This is a genomic window from Gemmiger sp. (assembly GCF_036306485.1).
Lineage (GTDB): Bacteria > Bacillota > Clostridia > Oscillospirales > Ruminococcaceae > Gemmiger.
Map to the genome: position 1 here is coordinate 38521 of NZ_JAXJZK010000044.1, position 23144 is coordinate 61664.

Below are 23144 nucleotides of genomic sequence, written 5' to 3' on the forward strand. Positions count from 1 at the left end.
GAATGATGCAAACCATCCTGAGTGTTCTTTATCTTGCACTGTTTCTGGCCATCGGCTTGCTGGCCGCGCGGCGTGCACTGCCCGATGCCGGGCTGTCGGTCCTGGTACCGCTTGGCTGCGGATTCGGCGTCTCTCTGCTGGCCGTCCTGCCCGGCGTTTTTGCCGTCCTGCTGGGATTCCGGCTGCCGGCCGTCCTGCTGGCGGCGGTCGCCGCGGCCGTTCTGGGCGGGTGGCTGTTCCGCACCGGTCCCAAAACCCGGCCGGGCCCCGACCCTGACAGTGCGGCCATGTGGGCCTGTGTCCTGCCGCTCTTTGCACTGACGCTGCTGCTTCTCTACACCCATGTACTGCATTCGGTGGACGGCAGCTATCACACCGGCCAGAGCTGCTACGGCGATATGGCCATGCATCTGGGCTTTATCAAGAACATCGCTGTCACCGGAGATCTGCCGCCGGTATACCCGCTGCTGGGCGGGGACCACCGGTTCGGATACCCGTTTCTGTGCGAAACGGTCTCGAGCGTCTTTGTGGTGTTGGGGGCAAGTCTGCGGACGGCCTACATTCTGCCGATGCTCCCTGCCCTGCTGAGTGTCTTCGGCATGGTATGGCAGCTGGGGCGGCGTATTGCCGGCAGCGCGGGCAAGGCCTGCCTGGCCTTCTGGCTTTTCCTGATGGGCAGCGGTTTCGGCTTTGTCTACTTTCTGGGCAGTGCCGAAGATTTTGCCGGCATCTTCACCGGATTCTACACGACGCCGACCAACTACACCGAAAAGAACATTCTCTGGGTCAACCCGATCGTTGACCTGCTGATTCCCCAGCGTGCGACGCTGTTCGGATGGAGTGTGCTGTTCCCGGCGCTGTATCTGCTCTGGCGGTTCTGCATGGAGGAGACGCCCCGGCTATGGAAACCGCTGGCGGCGCTCGTGCTGCCGCTGCCGCTGCTGCACACCCACAGTGCCCTGGCGCTGGTGCTGCTCTGCCTGGTATGCGGCATCTACACACTGATCTACCGGCCCCACACCCGGGCCGTCCTGCTGCCCTGGGCGTTCCTGGCCGCCGTGTGCGGCGTATGCTGGCTGGCCCAGATGTGGAGCACCGTATTTGCCCAGTCGATGGACGGGCAGAACATGCTGCGGCTGCACTTCAACTGGATCAACGGGCAGGACGACGGAACGTTGACTGACAATTATTTCTGGTTCTACATCAAGAACATCGGTCTGGTGTACCTGCTGCTGATCCCCGCCTTCCTGCACGCAAACCGCCGTCAGCGTTGGTTTTACGGCGGCGGGCTGGCGATTCTGGTGCTGGCCGAGCTGGTGGTCTTTCAGCCCAACCGCTACGACAACAACAAACTGCTCTTTGTCTGGCATCTGCTGGGCTGCATCCTGGTGGCTTCGCTGCTGGTGGATCTCTTCGGACGGGTCCGCGCCATGCCCTGGCGGGCACTCGGCATGGCTGTCTGCTGCACGGTTGCCATGTTCGGCAGCGTCCTGACCGTCGGGCGGGAAGTTTTCAGCGATTACCTGCAATGGGATGCCGACGACATCTCGCTGGCCGACTATGTGGACGCCAACGCCGCGCCGGATGCTTTGTTCCTGACCAGTGACAGCCATCTGTGTCCGGTTTTCTGTCTGGCCGGCCGGCGCATCCTCTGCGGTTCCGGCAGCTTTGTATACTACCACGGCATGGAGTATTCCGCCGAGTATGCCGCGATGTATCAGCTGTATCAGACCCCCGACGAGGCCACGCTGGCGGACTGGGGCGTGGATTATGTGCTGTTTGATGACTACGTGTACGGCAGCATTCCCGAGGCGGACGAAAGCTGGTATGCCGCACATTATTCCCTGTGGTATCAGAACGACGGATGCCGCGTGTACAAAATTTCCGCATAAGCATAAAAAGAGCCGGGAACTGTGTTCCCGGCTCTTTGTTTTTCAGCTGAGCATCGCGTACTGTCCCAGTTCGGCAAACCCCAGCCGACGATAGATCCGCCCGGCCTCGGGATTGTCATAGAACAGGCAGAGGAATTGTTTTCCTCCCACAAAGGCACCACGGCAGAGCGCCGCCACCGTTGCCGAGGCATAACCCCGGCCGCGGAATCCCGGGCGGGTCGCCACACTGACAATCATGGCACTGCGGTCGTTGTCCGCCGTCGTCTGCGCCGCGCTGACCAAGCGTCCGTTTTCGCGCACGCCGTACCACAGCGAGCCGTTTTCCAGATTGGTCAGCATCGCCCGGCGTTCTTCGGCCAGCTGCTGGGCTCCCCCACCGTAGGTATCCGCGAATTCCTGGATTGTGCTGAGCAGTTCCAGCAACTCGTCCGCATCGTCGGCGCCAAGACGGCTGAGCGAGGCCCCTTCCGGCAATGTCCCGTCGATCGCAGAGACATGGTTGCAACGACTCATATAACAGGGGCGGAGTGTTTTTTCGGGGAAGAATCCTGCCAGCGGGGCCAGGACTTCCAGCTTGCCGCTGAAGCCCCGGACGGTCCGTCCGCGCAGGAACTCGGCCACCGCAGCGGCATCATAGTCACAGCGGCAGCTGTACAGAACATAATTCTCAAAAAACTGAAGCAGCAGCGCATCCCAGCCGCCATCTTTTCCCGGCAGGGCAAAGACATGAACCGGATCCCGGTCCACGCCGAAATTGCAGATATCCCCATAGAAAAAGAGATTCATTTCGGGCTCTGCGTCCAGATATTGCAGAATGGCGCTGCGGTCGGATTCCCTGAGTGCGATCATAAACGAGTCCTCACTGTTTTTTGCGGGCTACCCGGTGTTTGCCGGTCGGCTTGCGCGCCGGGGCCGTCTTTTTGGGGCGCGGACGGATGCGGACAAACTGGATAGGGTTGCCGTTGGGCAGGGTCCGTTCCTCCACCTCGAGGTCCGGGAAGGTCATCAGGAATTTGTTCAGGCTCTTGCTGCCGAAGTTCCGGACATCGAAGTCGGGGTAGCGTTTGATGAGCTGGTCCCCCACGCGGGAGGTGCGCACCCAGCCGGTGCCGTCGTCCATCTCGTCGATCATATCGCGCACCAGGCGGCAGATGGAATCCCGGTTGAACGCCGTATCGTCGCCTGCGCTGGCCCGGGCAGCGGCCTCGGCATCAGCGGCGGTGTCCACGGCAGCTTCCTCGGTGCCGCCGTGGTCGAGGATCAGGTCAAGGTACTTGAACTGGTCGCAGGCCTTGACGAAGGGGCCGAGGGCCTTGCTCTCGCCCATACCGATGACCAGTTTGCCGGCCTCCCGCAGGCGGGCGGCCAGGCGGGTGAAATCCGAATCCGACGAGACAATGCAGAAGCCGTCCACACTGCCGGAATACAGCAGATCCATCGCGTCGATGATCATGGCGGAATCCGTTGCATTCTTGCCGGTGGTATAGCCGTACTGCTGGATCGGGATGATGGAATTGTTCAGCAAAACATCCTTCCAGCTTTTGAGACGGACATCCGACCAGTCGCCGTAGATGCGTTTGCAGGTGGCGACGCCGAAAGATGCGGCTTCGTCCAGAATGACCTTGACATATTTGGGAGAGATGTTATCGGCGTCGATCAGGACAGCCAGTTTGAGATCTTGCATGGGACGGTGATTCCTCCTTCCTGGCGGGGCGGTCAAAGTACATATACAGCTGGCAGGGAATCATGCCGTTGTAGATTTTCCGCCGTTTGGCCGCCTTCTTGCCGAAGTGGGCTTCAAAGTCCGCGTCGGCCGTGATGGCATACAGCCCCGCCGTGGGATTTTCCTTCCACACCTGGCCCAGCGTGCGGGCCAGGGCAGCGGCCTGCGCGGCATCTCCCAGGCGTTCGCCGTACGGCGGATTGGTGAGAATGGTGGCTTCGCGGCGGGGACGGAAGTCCCGCACATCGCACACCTCAAAATGGCAGCGGTCCCCCACCCCGGCCAGTTTGGCGTTGGCGGTGGCCAGCGCCACCGCGGCGGGGTCAATGTCCGACCCGAAACCCTCAAAGGCGGCATCGGGGCGGGCGGCTTCCAGCGCCTTGCGGCGTTCTTCCTTCCAGAGCTCCGGCGGGACAAACGCAAACTGCTCGGCCGCAAACCGGCGGCGCAGACCGGGCGCAATGTTCAGTGCCTTCTGGGCAGCCTCAATGACCATGGTGCCTGAACCGCAGAACGGGTCCTGCACCAGTGTATCCCGGCGCACAAAGCCCAGGTCGGCGATGGCGGCCGCAAGGGTTTCCTTGATGGGGGCCAGCGTGGCGTTTTTCCGGTAGCCGCGCTTGTGCAGGCCGTCCCCCGAGGTGTCCAGCATGACTTCCACCTTGTTCTTGCGCAGTGCGAAGCGGATCTTGTACAAAGCACCGGTTTCGGGCAAGGTCTCGGTCTTATGGCCGTATTGCAGCCGTTTGACGACAGCTTTCTTGACAATGCTCTGGCAGGCCGGCACGCTGGAAAGCTGGCTGGAAAGGCTGGACCCCTTGACCGGGAAGCAGGCGTCGGCGGGGAGCAGCTCCTCCCACGGGATGGAATAGACCCCGTCGAACAGTTCGTCGAAGGTTTCGGCCCGGAAGGTCTTGAGCAGCAGAAGAACCCGCTCGGCCGTGCGCAGGTTCAGGTTGGCCGCCGCGATCATCGACGCGTCCCCGTCAAAGGCGACACGTCCGTCCGTCACTTTGACGTTCTGGGCGCCCAGACGCTTGACTTCAAACGAGAGGGTGTGCTCGGTGCCGAAAAAGCAGGGAGCCACAAGGGTATAGGTGGTGGGCATGGTTTGTCCTTTCCTGTTGTGCGGCAAAGCGAAAACTTTGCCGTATAGCCAAAAAGGCCCTGCCCCCGGCAGAGCCTGTGACCATGATGTATATCTGTGGGATGCGATCAGCCGCGCCGGCGGGAGTATCCGCCGCGGTGGTTTTCCGTGACGCGCTTGAGATCGGCAATCTTTTCCTCACTCTGGGACTTGTAGCGTGCCATCATATCCTCAAAGCTCATATCGCCCTGCGGCTGCACGGGCTTGGGCTGCCACACGCGGGGCGGTGCCTCACGCTTGGGAGGACGACCGCCCTGACGGGGCGCACCACTGCCCTGCCCCTGGGAACGAGGCGGACGGCTGCCGCGCTCCGGTGCGGGCTGCGTCCGTTTGATGGACAACGCAATCTTTCCGTCCGGTGCGATGGAAATGACCTTGACCTTGACAGTCTGGCCGGGTTCCAGCACGGCGGCGAGATCCTGCACAAACTCGTAGGAAACCTCCGAGATGTGGACGAGGCCGGTCTTCTTTTCCGGCAGAGCGATGAAGGCGCCAAACGGCTTGATGCCGGTCACTTTGCCTTCGACGATATCCCCAACCTGTAATGCCAAACTATGATACCCCTTTTGTAATTTTTTGCCCGGCACCGCGGCGCCGGATGATATGTGCACGGCGGCACCGAATTCCGCAAAAGCCGGCGTCCACCGCTGTACCGAATTATTTTCCGCTCAGATCGACCCAGATGCGCTCGTTGGGCTTGGCATAGCCTTCCTCACGGGCAATCCGCTCGATGATGGCGTCCTCCCCATCGTCCAGCGAACGGCTGAGTTCCTCGTTCTTGGCCTGCTGGGCGCTGAGCTGTTCCTTGGCTTCGGCAAGTTCCTGCCGTTTGGAACTGATGGTGATCTGGCATTGGATCAGTGAGAAAAACAGCGAACAAAACAGCAGCAAAACTCCGACGGGTACCAGCCGCTGCGCAAGGTGTTTGCGATGGTTCATGCGGCAGGCCCCCTTTTTGATCCGCACCGGTTACCAGGAAACAGTTTATGCAGTTTTAATTATATAATATTCGACTGTCTTTTTGCAACACATTTTTCGTTTTTTTTGATTTTTTCTCGGCCCGGATTTGCTGTCTTTTGGCGTTTTGGGCCGCAATCCGGCGCAAAGGCGCGGAAAAGATCCGTCCCAGCAGCCGCGTTGTCCCCGCCGCCGCGCCCCGCAGCGCAGCATGCAAAGCACGGCTGACCGCCGCATACCAGCCTGCCGCGCCCAGTGCCATACCGGCCGCCATATACCAGCGGGCAATCCCGCTGGCCGACGCCGACGCCGCAAACCCGCAGAGCACGAACGCTGCGGCGGCAAAGGCCAGGCAGTCCAGCACAAAGCAGCACAGAGCGCCGCGCAGCACAAGGCCCGCGGCATCCCGGACCGCCGCCAGGAGCAGCCCGGCACCCAGGCAGAGCATCACATCGCCGAAGACGGCCCACAGTGCCGGGGATGCCGCCATCTCAGTGCAACAGCCGCGACCAGAAGCTGCCGGCCGGGCGGCTCTGGCGGTTTTCGGAATACTGGAGAAATTCGATCTTGCCGGAGATATGCACCTCTCCGGTATGGACCGACAATTCACTGACCTGAATTTCCCGTCCGCCGACGGTCAGGTCTCCCAGCGGCGTCTGGAGTGTGGCGCCGTTCTCATCACAGCCGATGACCCGCGTCACCCCGGTCATGGTCAGGGTGGTGCGGTTTTCGAGCGTGAGAACATGGGCGCGGGCAGGCAGTGCGGCGGTTTCCTGTACATGAAGTTCCGGCATGGCAGTCCCCTCTTCTGACGGTGGTTCAGCATCAGTAAAAGATATGCGCCGCACCGGCAAAGTATTCCGGTACGGCGCAGTTTCTTTTCAGCCTTCGAGGATCTCAAACAGTTCGCGGGCCACATCCTTGCCCTTGGGCTCATCGGTGGAGAGCACCTTGACACGGACCGGACGGTTGCCGAACGTGATCTCGATCTCATCACCGACCTTGACCGCATAGCTGGCTTTGGCAGGTTTGCCGTTGACCAGCACGCGGCCCGCGTCCGCCACTTCGTTGGCGAGGGTGCGGCGCTTGATCAGACGGCTGACTTTGAGGTATTTATCAAGACGCATCGGGATGGTTTTCCTTTCCTGTGATGTAAAGAAATGCCTGCCGCAGAACTACGGCAGGCATGGAACGTGCGCAAATTTACTGGACAGCGTCCTTCAGCGCCTTGCCGGCCTTGAAGGCGGGCAGCTTGGAGGCGGCAATGGTCATGGGTTCCTTGGTCTGGGGGTTGCGGCCCTGACGCTCGGGGCGCTCGCGGACTTCAAAGGTGCCGAAGCCGACCAGCGAGACCTTCTCGCCTTTCTTCAGCTCTTCGGTGATGGTGGCGAGGGTGGTGTTCACAGCCTTCTCGGCGTCTTTTTTGCTCAAGCCTGCCTCGGTGGCAACGGCGGCAATCAGTTCAACTTTGGTCATTGTTTATACCTCCACGAAATGAAATCAGCCAAAAGCGGCGATGCGCTTTCAGATGTCGGTTGGGTGAGCGGCGGCACAGACGGAATCATTTTTCCTCTGCAGAGCCTGCTCGGGGTCAATGCCGGCAGCTCGCGCCAGGGCAACCGCTGCAAACAGCAGGTCTCCCGCCGCCTGTTCGGCCTGTGCACTGCCGGGCTGCTGTGCGCACAGTGCGCGGGCCGCAGCGGCACAGTCTTCGGCCGGCAGCGGTGCACCGCGCCGGGCGGCGCGTTTCTGCAGTTTAGCGGCTCGCATCAGGGCGGGCATGGCGCGCGGCACGCTGTCCAGATCATCCGCCAGGGTACGGCGTCCCTTTTCCTTATTTTTGAGCGAATCCCAGTCCGTTATGCGATCGGAACCGGATTCCGGTCCAAAAATATGCGGATGCCGCGCAATCAGCTTGCGGCATACTCCATCACAGACCTGCTGCCAGTCAAACCGGCCTCTCTCCTGCTCGATGCAGGTATGAAACACCGCCTGCATCAGCACATCGCCCAGTTCCTCACACAGAAGTTCCGGGTCGTCCAGGTCGATGGCATCCACCGCTTCGTAGGCTTCTTCAAGGAAATTCATCCGGATGGACCCGTGCGTCTGTACCTTATCCCAGGGACATCCCTGCTCGGGATCCCGCAGAACAGCGATCAGCCGCACCAGATCTTCCGCCGTATAGTGTTCCTGTCTGGAAAAATCCGTCATTGTCCTTCAGACACTGCCCGCCGGCCGCAGCGACACAACAGGCAATATTGTACTCTCCTGATCCAAAATTTGTCAAGTGTTCAGAGCTGTGCACCGCAATGGTTGCAGAACAGGGCGTCGGCATCCACTTCCGCGCTGCAGACCGGGCAGGTCTTGGTCTCACCGCGCGGGCGGTCCGCCGCGGCGGCCAGCTCGTCGTTCTCGGGATCGTACTCTTCCGGTGCTTCCTCCTCGGCGGGCTCTTCGGGCTGGGCCTTCTCCGCCTCGTCCGCTTCCATCCGGGCACGGATCTCCTCGATGGACTTCTCGATGCTCTCGATGTTCTCGATATATTTTTCCACAAGAGGCTCGTTCTGTTCACCGGCTTTGTGCAGGCTGTAGATCAGTGCACCGAGCTGGCGCTCCGCCTTGGCCAGCTGGCTCTGCTGGGAAGCCAGATCCAGCTGGTTCTTGCCCTTATCCGCAATGTCCAGCGCCGCCTTGCGGGCGGTATCGACAAACTGCATTCCCTGCTCCTTGATCTTATTGATATCCAGTTCAAACATAGGAAACACCTCTTCTTTTTTATCATTTGCCTTCTTGGGGAATCGGTGCTGGTTTTTCCGTTCCCCGTTTATGAGGGCTGACTACTTGCATTATACCGTATCATCGGCGCGTTTTCAATCTTGCAGCAAAAAGATTTATGACCAAATCGTAAACAATCGGGCAATTTCAGGTTCATTTCTCGGTTTTGCTGCCAATAAACTCCCGCAGCATACTGTCGGCAGGAATCAATCCCGGGTCCACCGGGGTGAAAATCGCAAACTTGCGGCGCAGCTCGTTCATCCGGGCCGCATGGGTCTTGGCCGTCAGGCGGTTGAGATATTCTTCCCAGATGCCCAGTTCGCTGCTGAAGGAGGTATCCAGCATGAGGTCGGCATTCTTCTTGAATGCCTTGATATACATATCCTCGGACTTGCAGACATGGGGCCACAGGTCCATCGTGAAGTCCGCATCATGGCCGCGGAACAGCCAGTCCCGCGTCATCCGGCGTGCCAGCCGGACATCCCGGGTGGCAATGAGACGATGGCCGTCCGGGGCGGCATACTCTTCCCGCAGACCGGCGTAGATCCGCAGCACGGCGTTTTCCGGCAGTGGGGTCGTGAGTGCCGGGTTGAAGGCATGCAGCCCCTCGATGATGACCACGCCGCCCGTACAGTCGATATGCCGTTTGGTGTCGGTGGGGCGCTGGGTCAGGAAATCAAAGATCGGCGCATCACAGACCCCTGTTTCCAGCAGGTCCTGCAGGCAGCGGTGAATGACCGGAATGTCCAGTGCTTCGACGCACTCGTAGTCGTCCGTCCCGTCCGCCTGCTTGGGATAGCGGCCCTCCCCCACATAGAAGTTATCCAGGCTGATCACTTCGCTGCGGCGGCCCCGCCGGCAGAGTGCCTCGGCAAGTTTGTGGGCCGAGGTGGTCTTTCCGGCGCTTGAGGGACCGGTGAGCATGACAATATGACGGCCGCTGTCCAGAATCTGGTCGGCGGCGGTCTCGATCCGGGCAGCATACTGCCGTTCGCTGAGTGCAACCAGTGCGGCCGCATCCCGGGCGGCCAGGTTCAGCAGTTCACATCCCACCATGCGCTTGGGCGCACGCAGGTCAGTCATTGCAGAGGTATTGGGCATAGAAGTGGTTCACTCCTTCCTTGCGGGAAAGCACCGTGTCAAAGCGGTCAATGTATTCCGTGGGATATTTGTAGTTGAAGATGCGTTCAATCCGGCCGTGGCGGACGCCCGGCGCCACCAGTTTGGTGGAACCGCCCGCTCCGGCCGAGAGAATCGTATGCACCTCTTCCATGATATAGATATTATAAAGACATTCGTACCCGGGTTTGCACCAGCCGACATTTTCGAGATTCTGCAGCGTCCCCTTCTGGCGATAAAGGTAGTAGGGACGGTAGCCCGCCTGTTCCAGCAGCTCGCAGGACTCCACCATCGCCGCCACATCATCGTATGCCGCTGCCCGGTGTTCCACCACCAGATTGGACGCCCGTTTGAGGGTCAGCGTATGGACGGTGATGTTTTCGGGTTCCAGCGAAATCGCAGTGCGCAGGCTGCGGCGGAATCCTTCGACGGTATCTCCGGGCAGGCCGGCGATCAGGTCCATATTAATGTTGTCATGTCCCACACGGCGCGCCGTATGGAAGCAGTCCAGGATTTCCTGCGCCGTATGCCGCCGGCCGATGGCGCGGAGCACCTCGTCGGAGAAGGTCTGCGGATTGATGGAAATGCGCGTGGCGCCGTATTCCTTGAGGATACGGAGTTTTTCCTCGTCGGTACAGTCGGGGCGGCCGGCCTCGACGGTGAATTCCTGCAGCGAGGCCGGATCAAAGTTGTCCGCCATGCACTGCATCAGACGGCGCAGCTGATCAGCATTGAGGCTGGTCGGCGTTCCGCCGCCAATGTAAAGTGTTTTTACTTGCAGGCCGCACGCATCCACAGTGCGGCGGGTCGCCTGCAGCTCCCGGCAAAGGCAGTCCACATAGGGTTCCATCAGGGCACGGGTGGCCTTGTCCCCCACCGTCCGGGAGACAAAGCTGCAGTAGCTGCACCGCGAAGGGCAGAACGGAATGCCTGCATAGACGCTGCAGTCCATGGGTGCGGCCTGTTCCAGAATCGGACGCTGCAGATCGGCAATCTGCAGGGCTCTGTTCCAGCGTTCCGGCGTACAGTCAAAATGATCGAGGAAACGGCGGCGGATCTCCTCCTCCGTCGCACCTTCCGCCCGCATATCGTGGATGATGCGCACCGGGCGGACACCGGTCATCATGCCCCAGGGCGGACGAATCCCGGTTGCCCGGCGCAGCAGGCCGTAAAGCATCCGGCACAGATCATATTCCTGATCCCGGGGCTGTTCTGAGGCCGATGCCGGTGCCGTCTGCCAGCAGGTCACCCCGCCGCGGCGGAGCAGCACCAGATACGCCCGGCTGTGCGCGACGGCCAGAACCAGGTCCTCCTCTTCGGGCGGGAGCGTATGGCTGAGCTCGGCGCCGGGGAAAAAGATGCGGGCCGTGTGCTCGGCTTCATAGCCGGCCGCCGCACCGCGAAGAACAATCTGCATGAAACGATCCTCCCGAATCAGAACCAGCTGCCCAGCAGGCAGGGGTTGGAACGGCGTTCGGCGCCCAGCGTGGAGAAGCCCTCGTGGCCGGGATAGACCTGCGTTTCATCGGGCAGCGGCAGGTCCTTGATCAGGTCCAGGCTGCGGCGCATCGCGGCAGGGTCACCGCCGGGAAGATCGGTGCGCCCGCAGCCGCCGGCAAACAGCGTATCGCCGCAGAACAGCAGGTTTTTGCAGGCAATCACGACACCGCCCGGCGTGTGACCGGGCGTATGCCAGATATGGAAGGTCAGCTCATCCAGCTGCAGTTTCCCTTCGGTTTCGGGCCAGGGGCAATCCACCAGCGAGGGCGTCAGCGGGAACATCTGGGTTCCCTTGGCGTCCGCCAGGTCCATGTGCACCCGGGCGCCGGTCTCGGAGCGGAGCTTGACCACACTGCCCACATGGTCATAGTGACCATGGGTCAGGAAAATCTCCTTGAGTTCGGCTTGGTTTTCCATGAGCGCCTGCAGATAGGCCTCCACACTTCCCGCCGGATCAATGGCCACCGCATGGCCGGACTCGGTGATCAGCAGAAAGGTGTTGGTATACAGCGGCCAGGCGCCGTGAATATGCACCAGTTTCATCTTCGTACTTTCCCCCCTTGGAATTACTTCCATTCATCGGTATCTATAAAGATCGTAACCGGGCCGTCATTGACCAGGCGGATCTGCATATCTGCGCCAAATTCTCCGTGCTGTACATCCCGCAGTCCCTGTTTTCCGATCTCGGTCAGGAACGCCTCATATGCCTGATTGGCGCTCTCGCCGTGGGCGGCACGGATAAAACTCGGCCGTTTGCCCCGGGAGGTATCGCCGTACAGGGTGAAGTTGCTGACGACGAGCGCCGAATACCCCAGTTCGATGGCGCTGCGGTTGAGTTTGCCCTCGTCGTCGCTGAAGATGCGCAGGCCGGCACATTTGGCGGCCAGCTTGGGAATCACGGCCGGATCATCCCCGTCCTTGACGCCCAGAAGAATCACAAGTCCCGGCCCGATGGCGCGGGGCTCCCCTCCATTGACCGTCACATCTGCGGATGTGACGCGCTGAATGATGGCACGCATGGCGTACCTCCTTTATGACGTGGTTTGGTCCGGGACCAGGAAATAGCAGGAATCTGCCACAAAGAAGGTCAGGTCTTCCCTGTCCTGGAACACTTGCTGCCAGAGGTTCCAGGTTCCCTGATCGGTGGTGACATAAACGGCATCGGATTCACACTGTCCGGCCAGAAGGGCGTCCGCGGTATCCGCGCGGCTCTGCGCCGCGGCGGGATGCTCGCCCGAAACCGAAATATCCAGATTGGTACTGAGGCCCTGCTTCCCGGCCAGGATGGCCAGCAGACGCAGCCGGTCTTCCCGGACCTCCCCTGTGGCCAGCAGCCTGGTATGTCCGATCCCGAGCGTCGCGGTTTCCTCGGCGTTGACGACGGTCTCGGACACCGGCGCTTCAAACCGGGCACGTTTTTCGGCGGCCACGGCACTCAGATCAAACGCCTGCAGAGCCACGGCAACGGCCAGGCAGATGACGCCGGACGTCCGGAACGGCAGGCTGCGCAGCGTATACACTGCATAGACAATCATGCAGGCCGCCACCGGGTAGAACATCCGTCCGCTGGAGCGGAAAATTCCGCAGAGCTGCACCAGCGCCTCGGGCAGCGGGAGGTCAATGCCGGCATTGCCCCAGTAGATCCGGTTGCTGACTGCGAACAGGGTCAGGAACAGGCAGACGGCAAAGGCCGGGCCATTGCGCCGCCACCAGGCTTTGGGCGGGCGGCGGACCGCACGCACCGCACTGACAAGCAGTGCCGCCGCGATCAGGACCAGAACGCCGAGGCCCAGATAATTGAAGCCGTCATACTGGCCGGGCTGCTGGCCCAGTGCCGGGAATACCCGGGACCAGGTGTAGCCGCCGCGGGAGGAAGGATTGATAACGGCATTGAGGTTCATTGAGAAATCCCCGTACCCGCTGCGCGAGACGGTACCGCTCCCGAGGGCTCCGCAGAGCAGACCGCCCACAACGGCAGCCGCAAGGCTGAGGGCAAAGTGCAGCACTGCACTGCCAGGGCGGCGGGCCGTGCGGGCATCCTCCCAGGCGGCGAGCAGTGCAAAGACCATGACGCAGGGCAGGAAGTACGGATGAATGCCCACCGAGAGGAAGGCCAGCACCGGGAATGCCAGCCAGAGGCGGGAGCGGTCGGGCAGCTGCCGGCGGTATTCCAGCCAGACATAGAGTGCAAGCAGGAAGAGCCACTGGCTGGCCAGCGCCGTATGGCGGAACGCCCGCTCCCACAGGGTGGGCAGCATGGAGAAGAGCAGCCCTCCCAGCGCGGCGGTCAGCGCCAGCGGCACGGTGCGGCGGATACCGCGGGTGCAGAGAAGTGCTCCGGCACCGCCCTGCATGGCGAAGCAGAACAGCGTATACCAGCCGAACCACTGGAAGGTGGAGGGCAAGACGCCGCGCAGCAGCTTGAAAAAGATGCTGACCCAGGGCAGGCTGTCCGTGTAGGAGATGCTGGTGCCGTCCGGCATGGCGAGCGTATCCGCTAGGCCGAGCGGGAAGCTCCAGTGCGAGTTGCGGAAGAGCAGCCAGCCCGCATAATGCTGCTGGACATCCCATTCATCGTAGCCGTTGAGAATCCAGCCGTCGTTGGAAGGGTGTAAAGCAGAAGTACCGTACACCGCCAGGAAGACCGCCACACCGAGTGCTGCCCCCAACAGGAAGACGAAAAGTTTTGCGCTGCTGCGTGAAGTAAAAAGTTTCGGTTTGATTTGCATGCCGACATCTTCCTTTTTGGCCGGCCCGGAACGGGCGGATCAGTTTCTTGTGACGCTCACAACGTCCTTGACCTTTTTCAGGCGTGCCACAACATTGTTCAGATGCTCGGTGTTCATGATACCGACCGTCACGCTCATCCGGGCGCGGCCCTGATCGGCGGCGCGGGCCGAGAGCGAATAGATGGGGACCCGCATATCGCCCAGCGCAAGGGCAATATCCGAGACGAGGTTGGCACGGTCCATGCAGACGAGATCCAGCGTGGCCTTGTAGTCCTCCTTGGCGTCATCCGCCCAGTAGGCGCGGACCCAGCGCTCGGCATTTTCGGGGTTGCGCATGCTCTGCAGGGCATTGGCGCAGTCCTTCTTGTGGATCGAGACACCGTAGCCGCGGGTGACAAAGCCGACGATCTCATCGCCGGGCAGCGGAGAGCAGCATTTGGCGAACTTGATCGGGCAGTTGTCGATACCCTCCACGATCACGCCGTCCGAGGAATGGACCCGGCGCAGATCGACCACCGGGATGGGCTTGGGCTCGCTGGCCTTGAGTTTGGCGTACTCTTCCTTGAGCTTGGGCAAGATGCGCGCCATCTGCAGGCCGCCGTAACCGATGGCCGCATACATCTCATCCACGGTGTTGCAGCGGTTGCGGCGGGCCAGCGTGGCCATGAATTCGTCGTACTGGTCGGGCGGAATGACCATCAGGTTGCGGCGCAGTTCCTTCTCGAATGCGTCCTTGCCTTCCGCGATGTTCTCGTCGCGGCGTTCCTTCTTGAACCAGTTGCGGATCTTGTTTTTCGCTTCGCTGGTCTTGACAATATTGAGCCAGTCTCGGGAAGGGCCACGGTTTTCGGGACCGGTGATGATCTCGATGATCTCACCCGTAACAACCTGATGGTCAATCGGCACAATCCGGTTGTTGACCTTGGCGCCCACCATCCGGTTGCCGACCGCGGAATGAATCGCATAGGCGAAATCAATGACGGTGGCTCCAGCGGGCAGGTTGATCACGTCGCCGCGGGGCGTGAAGGCAAAGACCTCCTCGGGCAGAAGGTCGGATTTGATGTCGCTGAGAAGGTCGGTGGCGTCAATGCTGGAGCGCTGGCTTTCGAGAAGCTGGCGCACCCAGGCCAGGCGCTCATCCAGCTTATCGTTGCTGGGGGCCGTGATCCCGGCCTTGTATTTCCAGTGCGCGGCGATGCCATACTCGGCATTGCGGTCCATCTCATGGGTGCGGATCTGCACCTCGAACGGGATGGCTTCCCGGCCGATGACCGTCGTATGCAGGCTCTGGTAGCCGTTGGGTTTGGGCGTCGAAATGTAGTCCTTGAACCGGTTGGGCAGCGGATGATACATATCATGGATCAGACCCAGGGCCGTATAACATTCGGCAACGCTGTCGATGATGATGCGCACCGCATAGACATCATAGATTTCCTCAAAGTTCTTGTTCTGCATATACATCTTGCGGTAGATGCCGTAGATGCTCTTGACGCGGTGCCGGATGGTGGCATCCTGGATGCCGTTCTGTTCGAGGTGTTCCCGGATCGTGGCGCAGACATCATTGAGGAAGTCATCGCCGTGCTCATTGAGCAGCGAGCGGATGGTCTCGTAGCCGATGGGGTCGAGATAATGCAGGCTGCGGTCCTCCAGCTCCTCCTTGATGTTGGAGATGCCCAGACGATGCGCAATCGGCGCGTACACTTCCATGGTCTCGAGGGCTTTGTCGCGGCGTTTCTGTTCGGGCCAGGCATCGCCGGTGCGCATATTGTGCAGGCGGTCGCAGAGCTTGATGATCATGACGCGGACATCCTGGCTCATGGCCAGCAGCATCTTGCGCAGGTTTTCCGCCTTGCGGTCCTCCACGTTGGAAAATTTGATCTGCGTCAGTTTGGTGACGCCGTCCACCAGAAGCGCCACCTCTGCGCCGAACTTCTGCCGGATCTCGTCGATGGTCACAGCGGTGTCCTCGGCGACATCATGCATGAGTCCGGCAGCAATGCTCTCACTGTCCATGCCCAGTTCCACCAGGATCTGTGCAACGCTCAGCGGGTGGCAGATATACGGCTCGCCGCTGCGGCGGAACTGGCCATGGTGGGCGTTGTCCGCCAGATGGAATGCACGGTCGATCAGGTCAAAATCATAGGCACGGCCGCTGGCTACCAGATCCTGTTTGAGATCCTCGTAGGTAATCGGCATTTTGACTTCTTCAGACATTCAAATCATCCCCCGTCGTAGTATGGGTCATTTCAGTTCGGACTGTCCTGGGTCTGCGCGAGTTTGCGCAGAATCGGCGCAGAGAACAGGTCCTTTTTGGCCGTGACGGCCACCGGCTGGTAGCGGCTGCCCCGCTGTTCGATCAGCCCGAGCTGCAGCAGAGCCGTCAGGCTGGCCAGCGTTTTGCCGGTATTCTCCGGCCCGGCGGCCGAAAACACCGGCTGCAGATCATCGGCAAACACCGTGCCGCCGCGGACCATCCGATAGACGGCGGCGGTCTGGTCACGGGTGGGCAGGCAGTCGCGGCACTGTTCCGGTGTCAGTTCGGTCCCGCCCAGCAGCGCATCAAACAGGGCTGCCTGCTCGCTGGGCTGATTGCCCAGCCCGGCAGGGCGCAGGCCGCGGCAATGGGCCGACACCATCGGACCGCTGCGGCCATGGAAGATGCTCACTTCGACGGCGGCATCCACCGTCATGCCGGTCTTGTAAGGCAGATCGTCCGGCGATACCCGGAACAGCGAGACAAAGCAGGTCTGGTTGCCCTGCCGCAGGCGGAGTCTTGTATGGCGGCCTTCGCTGCCGAGCGGCCAGGCACCGTCCACCACGGCATCCCGGATGAGCAGCAGCGGCACCGGATTGCCGCCGCCGAACGGCGCCATCCTGCCGAGTTCCTGCACGGCCGGAACGGTGAGTTCGCCGATACCGACTTCCGCATCGAGGACCAGCTCGCCGGGGCGCGGCACCGGATATTCGGCCGACGCCCAGTCGTTGATCGCCTTGCGGAAGGCGCCGATCTTCTCCTCCTCGATGGTCAGGCCGGCGGCGGCGCTGTGGCCGCCGTAGCGCAGCAGGCAGCCGCTGCAGGCGCGCAGTGCCGCATGCAGGTTGAATCCCGCCGGGGCCCGGCCGCTGCCGCGGCCTTCGCCGTTTTCGGTGGAAATGACAATGACGGGGCGGCCGTAGCGTTCGGTCAGGCGGCTGGCCACGATTCCGATGACGCCGGGATGCCATCCTTCCCCCGCCACCACAATGACGCGGTCATGGGCTCGGGCCGGGTCGGCGCCGAGCTTTTCGAGTGCGGCTGCCGTGATCTGCTGTTCGGTCTGCTGCCGTTCGGTGTTGATCTCGGACAGGCGCGCCGCAATGCCGGCCGCCTGTTCTTCGTTTTCACACAGCAACAATTTGAGTGCAATGGAGGCGTTGTTCATCCGCCCCGCCGCGTTGAGCCGGGGTGCCAGGCCATAGCTGACGGTCTCCACCGTCACGGGACTGCCGCTGTAACCTGCGGAGTCCAGCAGTGCCTGCAGGCCGGGGCGCATTGTGTCCTGAAGCACCGCCAGACCTTCCCGCACGATGGTGCGGTTCTCCCCCACCAGCGGCATCACGTCGGCGATGGTGCCCAGGGCAGCCAGTTCCCCGAAGGGTTCCAGCAATTCCGCCGGGTCCTCACAGCCTTCCAGCGCGGCACAGAGTTTGAAGGCCACCCCCGCGCCGCAGAGTTCCTTGAAGGGGCTTTCGTCATCGGGGCGTCTGGGGTCCACGACCGCAACGGCGTCGGGCAGCGTTTCCGGCGGAAGATGGTGGTCGGTGATGACGAGGTCCAGCCCCAGTTCGCGGGCATAGGCGGCCTCCTCCACGGCGGAGATGCCATTATCGACCGTCACGACCAGACGGTATCCGCGTTCGGCCAGGCTTTGCAGCACCTCACGGTTGAGGCCGTACCCGCCGCCTTCCCGGGTGGGCAGTTTGCAGCGCACCTGGGCTCCCAGATTGGTCAGACATTCAAACAGGATGGCCGTGGCCGAGATGCCGTCCACGTCATAGTCCCCGAAGATAACGATGGGTTCGCTCTCCTCCACCGCCTTGAGGATGCGTGCGGCGGCCTTGTCCATATCCTTGAGCAGGAACGGGTCGGAGAGCGGCGCTTCCTCCTCCAGCCACTGGGCAGCAGCCTGCGGCGTTGCAATCCCGCGGGAGGACAGCACCCGCGCCAGCAGCGGGCCATACCCCGAGGCCGTCAGAGAGGACTCCCCTGCGGCATCGGGCTTTTTCAGCTGCCAGGCACGGTAATTCATAAAGCGGAACTTCCTTTCTTTTCTTTGCTTCCGAAATCACTCTCAAACGTCGATGTCAGGCCATCCCGGCCGAGCATGGCTTCCAAAGCATCAATCTCGGTCGAGACATCCAGGCTCACATCCTGCAGCAGGGTGTCGTACAGCGTGGCAAACGCCGTGTTGAGGGTGTGCAAAATGCCGGTGATGTCGCGGCGGATGGTCTGTGCGTTGCGGGTATCGGGACCGGGCAGTCCCTGGGCTACGTCGAGCAGCTTGCGGGTGGTGGGCAGATAGTAGTCCCGGAACCGCCGTACCCGGGGCAGCTGTTCGGGATGGTTGTGGACAAAACCGAGAATGGCGCTGCAGTTTTTCTGCATGGTGGTCAGTTCCTCATCGGTATCCTGTCCCAGACGTCCGGTGCAGCAACGCAGATAGGAGAGGAACTCCGCCCCCTCCTGCCGGAATTTTTCCGGTTCGTCGGCCGACTCCTCCGCCGGTGTCTCGGGTTCCGGGGCGGCGCAGAGGCTGTCATCCCAGTAAAACGTTGTGCCTTCGGCATCCAGGCAGGCGTTGGGGTACTGTCCGTCGGCCACGGCGCGGGTGAGATCCTGCCGGACCTTGTCAGGTCGGGTCAGGCTGTCGCGGGCCAGGCCGGTCACCGGGACGGCGAACCCCTGCGAAACCCGCAGATAGCGGCGCAGACGCTGGAAATACATCGTTTCCCGGCAGCCGATGAAGCCCATCACGCCGAACCCCAGCGTGAGTGCCGAAAAGACGGGCGTCAGGATCGAAAAGACCCGACGGGCCTGCATAAGGGCGAAAGTACCCGGTGCCGCACTGTACAGGATTGCCATGACCAGTGCCGCCACACCGAAGCAGAAAAAGAAGGTGCCGCCCACAATGGCCATAGCCAGCCACCCGCCCTGGCTGCCCGAGAGTCTGGCATCCAGCCGGCGGCGGTACCGGGCAAAGGGATCGGCGCGATCCCGTTTCCGGGAGCCGAGGGCATCCCCTGCCGTATGCAGGGCGGCGGCAATGCCGGAAAGCACATCGCTGCCCAGCCCCACCGCACTGTCAAGAAGCCCGTCCAGATCGAGATCGTTTTGTTTTTGAGGATCGTTTGTCATACCGTTTCCTTCACTTCAGGATGTTTTGGCGGGGGCACAGTCCTGCATCAGCGCAGCCGCACAGCGGACACCGTCCACCGCCGCCGTCATGATGCCGCCGGCATAGCCGGCCCCCTCGCCGCAGGGATACAACCCGGCCAGCGCCGTGCATTGCAGATTGTCGTTCCGGTGAAGCCGGACCGGGCTGGATGTCCGGGTTTCCAATCCGGTCAGCACGGCATCCGGCGACCGGTAAGCCGCCAGTTTGCGGCCGAATGCCGTCAGGCCCTGGCGCAGGCCGCCCGCCAGTTCCTCGGGCAGCAGACTGCCGAGGTCGCAGGGCGTGACGCCGCGCGGATAGGTCGGCTGTACACGGTCCAGTTCCAGCTTGCCGCGGCCTTCCAGGAAGCTGCCCACCGTCTCGGCCGGGGCACGGTATCCGCCGCCCCCTGCCCGGAAAGCGGCCTGTTCGAGCGAACGCTGGAAGGCAATGGCCCGGGCCGGGTCCTTGCCAAAGTCGCTGCCGTCCACACTGATGACAACGGCAGCGTTGGCATTGCGGCCGTCACGGGCATGGTAGCTCATGCCGTTGGTCACCACACCGCCTTCTTCGCTGGCGGCGGCGCAGACCTGGCCGCCCGGACACATGCAGAAGGTGTAGACGCAGCGTCCGTCCACCTGCTGGCTGAGCTGATATTCCCCGCGGGGCAGCGCCGGGTGTCCGGCAGCCCCATGGTAGAGGCTGCGCTCAATCTCGGTCTGAAGATGTTCGGCACGGAACCCCACCGAGAACGGTTTGCATTCCAGAGAGAGTCCCTGCTGTTCAAGCATCGAAAAGGTATCCCGTGCGCTGTGCCCCACCGCCAGGATCAGCCGGTCACAGGCCAGCTGTCCCTCCGACGTGGTGATGCCGCAGAGCGCTCCGCCGCGGGTGCGGAGTCCCGTGAGTCTGGTCTGGAAATGCACTTCCCCGCCCAGTGATTGGATTTCCTGCCGGATGCTGAGGATCACGCCCCGCAGCAGATCGGTGCCGACATGGGGCTTCTGCCGCCAGGCAATATCGGCGGGGGCACCGTGTTCGAGGAATGCCTGGGTCACATAGCTGCACAGCGGGTCCCCCACCCGGGTTGTAAGTTTTCCGTCCGAGAAGGTCCCGGCGCCGCCCTCCCCGAACTGTACGTTGGCGTCGGGGTCGAGCCGGCCGGTCGCCTCAAACTGACGGACCGCCTCCACGCGGCGGTCCAGGGCGGGGCCGCGTTCCAGCACGATGGGCCGGTATCCGTTGCGGGCCAGCAGCAGCGCCGCAAACAGGCCGGCCGGACCGAGACCCACCACGACCGGGCGGTGTTCGAGCGGCCGGGTACCGACGGGAAAGCGGAATTCCGGCTTTTGGGTGAAACAGACACAGGGCGAGGCCCCGGCCAAAGCCGATTCCTCACCCTCGTCGTTGAGCGTGATCGCGATGGTATACACCAGCACGGGTTTGCCGTGCCGGGCATCCACCGAAAGTTTGGCCGTACCCGCATGGGCCACCCGACGGGGTGACAGATGCAGGATCCGGCAGGCCTGCCGCACTGCCTCCTGTTCGGGATCGGCACAGGAGAGCGGCAGGCGGAGATTGCGTACAAGAAGCATAGGCAGAAACTTCCCTGACGTTGCGTCCGAAAGACGGACGAGAATGTGGATTTGACTTACTGGGCCGTGACCTCACACTGGACGGTGTAGTCCCCCACGGCGAAGATCCGGCTGGAGGACGGCACCTGGATGCTGACCGGGATGGTCTGCTGACCGTTGGTCACCGTGAGATCCTGGCAGTCCACCTGGGCCAGAATGCTCTCGGCCGAGAGCTCGGCGATCTCGTCCGCCGGGCCATAGACCTTGACGTTGCGGATGATGCTGGTCAGCGGCGTGACATCAAGGCTGCTGGGCACGTTGACGAGCCGGATGTTCGAGACGCTGAAGGTCCGGCTGTCCATATCGGTGGTATCGAAGCGGATGGTCACGGTGGAGACACCGTCCTGGGAAACCACGCCTTCCGGCAGTTCGATGGTCTTCTGATAGTCGCGGTCAAATGCGAATTCCCGTCCGAGGTCAAAGGCAACCACGCTCAGTTCGTTGAGTTTGCCGACAATCTTGGTCGGGCCGGCCACCTTGAGCGTGGGGATACTCAGCGAGTAACTCAGGCTGTTGGTGTCAAAGCCGGTGGGGGTATTGATGAACTGCACCGAGAGCGGCAGTTCCCGCACCTGATAGACGGTCAGCGTCACGCTGGCGGTATCGGTGTCCATGGTGGTGTATTTGGGTGTGACCGTCTCGCCGTTGTCGTCCCGCAGGACCAGCGTGGATTTGACAGTCAGTGTGTCGGAGAGCTCGGAATTGGTCGAGACGGGCGCGACCACCGACGAGATGCGGTCCAGCTCGGTGGTGGGGCCGCTGAGGGTGACGGAGGCGGGAACCGTCTTGACGCTGTTGAGGGTGAAGCCGTCCGCGATGGTGACGCCCGAGGTGTCCTGGGTGATGGGCAGCGTCTTTTCCGAGACGGTATCAAAGACAAGGTTCACGGTCTGGGGTTTCTCCACCGTGAGCTTGATGCCGAGGTTGGCGTAGTCGCTGTTGATGATGCGGGCTTCCAGTTTGAGGCTTGTCTCCCCCGGACCGGTCAGGCCGGTATAGACGGGGTAAACGATGATGTCCGCCGCACCCATGGTGCCGATGACCGTTCCGTTGCCGTCCACCCGGACACGGACGTTGTCAATCTCGGGCTGCTGGACAATGTCCAGGCCCAGCTCGGTGTAGGTGGAGGACTGGTAACTGAAATTGACCGTAGCATCGGTGATCCAGACCGTGCCTTCGGGGTCAAAGTACATGGTGACCACCATCCAGACCATGATCGCGCAGATGATGGACACCGCCGTGAGGAAGGCGCGGCTGTCCCACAGGGACTTGGATGCCTTTCCGGTCGGATCAGCGGGTTGTTTTTTCAGCGGCATGTTTTCCCGCACCTCCTTTGCCAAACAGACGGTTCCACAGTGTGGGCGGCTGTTCCTCCGCACTTTCCGGCGGGATGACCTCTTCCTGCAGAAGGTTGAACAGGTTCTGCCGGTCCAGACGCCGGATCAGCACACCGTTCTTGGCCAGCGAGATGATGCCTGTCTCCTCACTGACCACAACGACGATGGCGTCGGAGTTTTCGCTCATGCCCAGGCCCGCACGGTGGCGGGTGCCCATATCCTTGCCCATTTCCAGGTTGTTGGAAAGGGGCAAAACGCAACCGGCTGAGACAATCCGGCCGTCCCGGATAATCACCGCGCCGTCATGGAGCGGCGTGCCTTCATAAAAGATGGTGCCCAGCATCTCGGGAATGACATCGGCCGAGAGCGGCGTGCCCGTCCGGATGATCTCGTCCAGGTTGTTGCCGCGTTCCAGCACCATCAGCGCGCCGGTGCGGGTGTCGGAAAGCTGTTCCGCCGCGTCACAGATGGCCACCACTGCGCTCTGCCAGGCGCCGCGCAGCGTCGGGTCCTGTTTGCGGGTGCTGAACAATCGCTTGGTCAGGTTGGTGCTCTGGCCGATGCGTTCCAGCGTGCGGCGCAGTTCGGGCTGGAAGATGACGATGGCCGCGATGAAGCCGATCTGCAGCACATTGGTCAGCACCCAGCGCACGGTGCGCAGTTCCAGCAGGTTGGCCAGTGCATAGAACACAAAGAGCAGCAGCAAGCCGCGGACCAGCTGGCCAGCACGGGATTGCCGTGCAAAGAGGAAAAGCTGGTACATGGCCACGGCAACAACCGCAATGTCGATCAGATCGCGCAGACCGAAGGCGCGGAGGTTGCTGATAATCTGATCCAAAAAAGTGCTGAAAACGAGCATAACGCAGGCAGCCTCCTTCCAATCGACGAATACCGCCCCGCAGTGTGCGGGACGGGTG

Annotated in this window: 23 protein-coding genes; 1 reads left to right on the forward strand and 22 read right to left on the reverse strand. The window is 61.9% G+C overall.

Translation table 11 applies throughout. The features are described from left to right. The first annotated feature begins 2 nt into the window (after window positions 1-2). The gene (locus tag U0L91_RS09140; protein WP_330046274.1) at window positions 3-1892 is read left to right on the forward strand and encodes a hypothetical protein; all 1890 of its coding nucleotides are present in this window, start codon (window positions 3-5) and stop codon (window positions 1890-1892) included. A 42-nt stretch (window positions 1893-1934) separates the two neighbouring features. On the opposite strand, the gene U0L91_RS09145 is transcribed toward U0L91_RS09140, so the two are convergent. From U0L91_RS09145 to cdaA, 22 genes are all read right to left on the reverse strand, one after another. Then, window positions 1935-2741 (reverse strand): GNAT family N-acetyltransferase, encoded by an 807-nt coding sequence (locus U0L91_RS09145; protein ID WP_330046276.1) that lies wholly within the window; start codon window positions 2739-2741, stop codon window positions 1935-1937. Window positions 2742-2751: 10 nt separating this feature from the next. Continuing rightward, complete coding sequence (locus U0L91_RS09150) at window positions 2752-3576, reverse strand: NYN domain-containing protein (RefSeq protein ID WP_330046278.1); 825 nt, start codon at window positions 3574-3576, stop codon at window positions 2752-2754. Continuing rightward, window positions 3536-4723 (reverse strand): THUMP domain-containing class I SAM-dependent RNA methyltransferase, encoded by a 1188-nt coding sequence (locus tag U0L91_RS09155; RefSeq protein WP_330046280.1) that lies wholly within the window; start codon window positions 4721-4723, stop codon window positions 3536-3538. The genes U0L91_RS09150 and U0L91_RS09155 overlap by 41 nt, the downstream gene beginning before the upstream one ends. A gap of 107 nt (window positions 4724-4830) precedes the next feature. Continuing rightward, the gene (locus tag U0L91_RS09160; protein WP_330046282.1) at window positions 4831-5313 is read right to left on the reverse strand and encodes a S1 RNA-binding domain-containing protein; all 483 of its coding nucleotides are present in this window, start codon (window positions 5311-5313) and stop codon (window positions 4831-4833) included. A 106-nt stretch (window positions 5314-5419) separates the two neighbouring features. Then, on the reverse strand, window positions 5420-5701 hold the full coding sequence (locus U0L91_RS09165) for an FtsB family cell division protein (RefSeq protein WP_330046284.1): 282 nt from the start codon (window positions 5699-5701) through the stop codon (window positions 5420-5422). 55 nt (window positions 5702-5756) lie between these two features. Further along, window positions 5757-6209, reverse strand: coding sequence for a hypothetical protein (locus U0L91_RS09170; protein ID WP_330046286.1), 453 nt, complete (start codon window positions 6207-6209; stop codon window positions 5757-5759). Window position 6210: 1 nt separating this feature from the next. After that, window positions 6211-6513, reverse strand: a complete 303-nt coding sequence (locus tag U0L91_RS09175; RefSeq protein ID WP_330046288.1) for a YabP/YqfC family sporulation protein — start codon at window positions 6511-6513, stop codon at window positions 6211-6213. 87 nt (window positions 6514-6600) lie between these two features. Continuing rightward, complete coding sequence (locus tag U0L91_RS09180) at window positions 6601-6846, reverse strand: RNA-binding S4 domain-containing protein (protein WP_330046289.1); 246 nt, start codon at window positions 6844-6846, stop codon at window positions 6601-6603. Between the two features lie 76 nt (window positions 6847-6922). Then, on the reverse strand, window positions 6923-7195 hold the full coding sequence (locus tag U0L91_RS09185; RefSeq protein ID WP_330046290.1) for an HU family DNA-binding protein: 273 nt from the start codon (window positions 7193-7195) through the stop codon (window positions 6923-6925). 48 nt (window positions 7196-7243) lie between these two features. Further along, window positions 7244-7930, reverse strand: coding sequence for a MazG family protein (locus U0L91_RS09190; protein WP_330046292.1), 687 nt, complete (start codon window positions 7928-7930; stop codon window positions 7244-7246). Window positions 7931-8010: 80 nt separating this feature from the next. Continuing rightward, window positions 8011-8475: a zinc ribbon domain-containing protein gene (locus U0L91_RS09195; RefSeq protein WP_330046294.1), complete on the reverse strand. Its 465-nt coding sequence runs from the start codon at window positions 8473-8475 to the stop codon at window positions 8011-8013. A gap of 172 nt (window positions 8476-8647) precedes the next feature. After that, window positions 8648-9595 carry a uridine kinase family protein gene (locus U0L91_RS09200; protein WP_330046296.1) on the reverse strand — a complete coding sequence of 316 codons (948 nt, stop codon included), beginning with the start codon at window positions 9593-9595 and terminating at the stop codon, window positions 8648-8650. Then, entirely contained in the window at window positions 9570-11030 is a 1461-nt protein-coding gene (gene hemZ, locus U0L91_RS09205; protein ID WP_330046299.1) for a coproporphyrinogen dehydrogenase HemZ, read from the reverse strand. Before hemZ ends, U0L91_RS09200 begins: the two co-directional genes overlap by 26 nt. A 17-nt stretch (window positions 11031-11047) precedes the next feature. Then, window positions 11048-11656 carry an MBL fold metallo-hydrolase gene (locus tag U0L91_RS09210; RefSeq protein WP_330046301.1) on the reverse strand — a complete coding sequence of 203 codons (609 nt, stop codon included), beginning with the start codon at window positions 11654-11656 and terminating at the stop codon, window positions 11048-11050. A 23-nt stretch (window positions 11657-11679) separates the two neighbouring features. After that, the gene (gene dtd, locus U0L91_RS09215) at window positions 11680-12132 is read right to left on the reverse strand and encodes a D-aminoacyl-tRNA deacylase (protein ID WP_330046302.1); all 453 of its coding nucleotides are present in this window, start codon (window positions 12130-12132) and stop codon (window positions 11680-11682) included. Between the two features lie 12 nt (window positions 12133-12144). Next, on the reverse strand, window positions 12145-13842 hold the full coding sequence (locus U0L91_RS09220) for a DUF6311 domain-containing protein (RefSeq protein WP_330046304.1): 1698 nt from the start codon (window positions 13840-13842) through the stop codon (window positions 12145-12147). Between the two features lie 39 nt (window positions 13843-13881). Further along, window positions 13882-16056, reverse strand: coding sequence for a RelA/SpoT family protein (locus U0L91_RS09225; protein ID WP_330046306.1), 2175 nt, complete (start codon window positions 16054-16056; stop codon window positions 13882-13884). Between the two features lie 32 nt (window positions 16057-16088). After that, the gene (gene recJ / locus U0L91_RS09230) at window positions 16089-18131 is read right to left on the reverse strand and encodes a single-stranded-DNA-specific exonuclease RecJ (protein WP_330046308.1); all 2043 of its coding nucleotides are present in this window, start codon (window positions 18129-18131) and stop codon (window positions 16089-16091) included. Next, window positions 18128-19237, reverse strand: coding sequence for a hypothetical protein (locus U0L91_RS09235; protein ID WP_330046310.1), 1110 nt, complete (start codon window positions 19235-19237; stop codon window positions 18128-18130). The genes recJ and U0L91_RS09235 overlap by 4 nt, the downstream gene beginning before the upstream one ends. Window positions 19238-19252: 15 nt before the next feature. Then, on the reverse strand, window positions 19253-20851 hold the full coding sequence (locus tag U0L91_RS09240) for an NAD(P)/FAD-dependent oxidoreductase (protein ID WP_330046312.1): 1599 nt from the start codon (window positions 20849-20851) through the stop codon (window positions 19253-19255). Between the two features lie 56 nt (window positions 20852-20907). Next, window positions 20908-22206: a CdaR family protein gene (locus tag U0L91_RS09245; protein WP_330046314.1), complete on the reverse strand. Its 1299-nt coding sequence runs from the start codon at window positions 22204-22206 to the stop codon at window positions 20908-20910. Further along, complete coding sequence (cdaA, locus tag U0L91_RS09250) at window positions 22181-23086, reverse strand: diadenylate cyclase CdaA (RefSeq protein WP_330046316.1); 906 nt, start codon at window positions 23084-23086, stop codon at window positions 22181-22183. The genes U0L91_RS09245 and cdaA overlap by 26 nt, the downstream gene beginning before the upstream one ends. Between the last annotated feature and the right edge of the window lie 58 nt (window positions 23087-23144).

Bases quoted from the DNA above. Each gene is read 5' to 3' on its own strand.
- U0L91_RS09190 (WP_330046292.1), bottom strand. From the start codon at position 7,930: ATGACGGATTTTTCCAGACAGGAACACTATACGGCGGAAGATCTGGTG.
- U0L91_RS09175 (WP_330046288.1), bottom strand. From the start codon at position 6,513: ATGCCGGAACTTCATGTACAGGAAACCGCCGCACTGCCTGCCCGCGCC.
- recJ (WP_330046308.1), bottom strand. From the start codon at position 18,131: ATGAATTACCGTGCCTGGCAGCTGAAAAAGCCCGATGCCGCAGGGGAG.
- U0L91_RS09150 (WP_330046278.1), bottom strand. From the start codon at position 3,576: ATGCAAGATCTCAAACTGGCTGTCCTGATCGACGCCGATAACATCTCT.
- U0L91_RS09240 (WP_330046312.1), bottom strand. From the start codon at position 20,851: ATGCTTCTTGTACGCAATCTCCGCCTGCCGCTCTCCTGTGCCGATCCC.
- hemZ (WP_330046299.1), bottom strand. From the start codon at position 11,030: ATGCAGATTGTTCTTCGCGGTGCGGCGGCCGGCTATGAAGCCGAGCAC.
- U0L91_RS09195 (WP_330046294.1), bottom strand. From the start codon at position 8,475: ATGTTTGAACTGGATATCAATAAGATCAAGGAGCAGGGAATGCAGTTT.
- U0L91_RS09165 (WP_330046284.1), bottom strand. From the start codon at position 5,701: ATGAACCATCGCAAACACCTTGCGCAGCGGCTGGTACCCGTCGGAGTT.
- U0L91_RS09140 (WP_330046274.1), top strand. From the start codon at position 3: ATGATGCAAACCATCCTGAGTGTTCTTTATCTTGCACTGTTTCTGGCC.
- U0L91_RS09155 (WP_330046280.1), bottom strand. From the start codon at position 4,723: ATGCCCACCACCTATACCCTTGTGGCTCCCTGCTTTTTCGGCACCGAG.
- U0L91_RS09200 (WP_330046296.1), bottom strand. From the start codon at position 9,595: ATGCCCAATACCTCTGCAATGACTGACCTGCGTGCGCCCAAGCGCATG.
- cdaA (WP_330046316.1), bottom strand. From the start codon at position 23,086: ATGCTCGTTTTCAGCACTTTTTTGGATCAGATTATCAGCAACCTCCGC.
- U0L91_RS09180 (WP_330046289.1), bottom strand. From the start codon at position 6,846: ATGCGTCTTGATAAATACCTCAAAGTCAGCCGTCTGATCAAGCGCCGC.
- U0L91_RS09210 (WP_330046301.1), bottom strand. From the start codon at position 11,656: ATGAAACTGGTGCATATTCACGGCGCCTGGCCGCTGTATACCAACACC.
- U0L91_RS09145 (WP_330046276.1), bottom strand. From the start codon at position 2,741: ATGATCGCACTCAGGGAATCCGACCGCAGCGCCATTCTGCAATATCTG.
- U0L91_RS09220 (WP_330046304.1), bottom strand. From the start codon at position 13,842: ATGCAAATCAAACCGAAACTTTTTACTTCACGCAGCAGCGCAAAACTT.
- U0L91_RS09170 (WP_330046286.1), bottom strand. From the start codon at position 6,209: ATGGCGGCATCCCCGGCACTGTGGGCCGTCTTCGGCGATGTGATGCTC.
- U0L91_RS09185 (WP_330046290.1), bottom strand. From the start codon at position 7,195: ATGACCAAAGTTGAACTGATTGCCGCCGTTGCCACCGAGGCAGGCTTG.
- dtd (WP_330046302.1), bottom strand. From the start codon at position 12,132: ATGCGTGCCATCATTCAGCGCGTCACATCCGCAGATGTGACGGTCAAT.
- U0L91_RS09245 (WP_330046314.1), bottom strand. From the start codon at position 22,206: ATGCCGCTGAAAAAACAACCCGCTGATCCGACCGGAAAGGCATCCAAG.
- U0L91_RS09235 (WP_330046310.1), bottom strand. From the start codon at position 19,237: ATGACAAACGATCCTCAAAAACAAAACGATCTCGATCTGGACGGGCTT.
- U0L91_RS09225 (WP_330046306.1), bottom strand. From the start codon at position 16,056: ATGTCTGAAGAAGTCAAAATGCCGATTACCTACGAGGATCTCAAACAG.